Here is a 1,060-nt window from a genome sequence, read left to right as displayed (position 1 = left end):
CTGGATATCCATCCAGTAATGATGCTACCCCGTTTTGTGCGACGCGTGGAGCCTTGCGCACCACGTCGGCATAGGTGTAGGGGTCGGTGACCACGGCCTGCTGCAGCAAGCGGTAGAACAACAGGCCACGCGAGCCCGACGTGCGACGGTTGAAGCGGAAGACGAACTCGTCCAGATAGGCGTCAAGGTGCTCGGGCTGCACCGAGCCGTGGTGGGTGCCCAGCATCCAGCGCTTGACCAGCGAAGCCACCCGATGCACGCCGGCCATCGACACGTGCGCTGGCGTGTCCGAACCGAGCATGACCTTGCGCTGGTGGTCGTAGCCCAGGTCCTTGAGCGAGCGGTAGGCTGCTGAGCCATCGGTGCGAACCCGCGCCCCGGCCTCGACCGCCGCCTGCACGAACGGCACCACGCACGCGTCGGAGTCGTTGGCGATGCGGCTCAGTCGAATCCGACCGAAACCCTTGGGCTCGTGCACTTCCACGGCGATGACCACCAGCACCTTCGTCGTCTTGTTCTTGCGCCCCACAGGAGAAATGGGCTCCTCGCGGTCGCTGAGCGCCAGGTAGGTTTCGTCGACCTCGACCAGGCCCTTCAGGCGCTCGCGGTCCGGGCGCACCATGGCCCGCCGCAAGCGGTGCAGCATCGTCCAGGCGGTCTCGTAGCTGCCCAGGCCCAGCACCCGCTGCAGCCCCAAGGCACTGACCCCCTGCTTCTGATTGGTGAGGTACCACGCAGCGGCCAGCCACACCCGCAGGGGCGTGCGCGTCTTGTCGAAGATGGTGCCGGCGGTAACCGTGCTTTGGCGCCCGCAGCTGCGACACATGAGCCGCACCCGGCTGGAACGGTACGGCTCCTGGGCCACACCGCAAGCCGGGCAAACGAACCCGTTGGGCCAGCGCAGCTTCTCCAGATAGGACTGGCAGGCCTCTTCGCTGGCGAACCAGTCCAGAAACTCGTTCCAGTTGCTGGGGTAGTCCTTGCCAGCTGCCGGTGATGCGATATGCTGGATATTCATCCAGTGATGGTATCCGAACTGGAGCTAAGCGGATACCCCTTA

General features: G+C 65.1%; 1 protein-coding gene. It reads right to left on the bottom strand.

Features of this window, described 5'->3' with window-relative positions; all coding sequences use genetic code 11:
- Window positions 1-1,018, bottom strand: a 1,018-nt coding sequence (locus tag M3149_RS22635) for an IS1595 family transposase (protein ID WP_251711606.1), incomplete at its 3' end; no start/stop codon positions are given.
- Window positions 1,019-1,060 lie beyond the last annotated feature (42 nt).

This window comes from Hydrogenophaga intermedia (genome assembly GCF_023715105.1).
GTDB lineage: Bacteria > Pseudomonadota > Gammaproteobacteria > Burkholderiales > Burkholderiaceae_C > Hydrogenophaga > Hydrogenophaga intermedia_A.
This window is presented reverse-complemented; position numbering and strand designations above follow the sequence as displayed.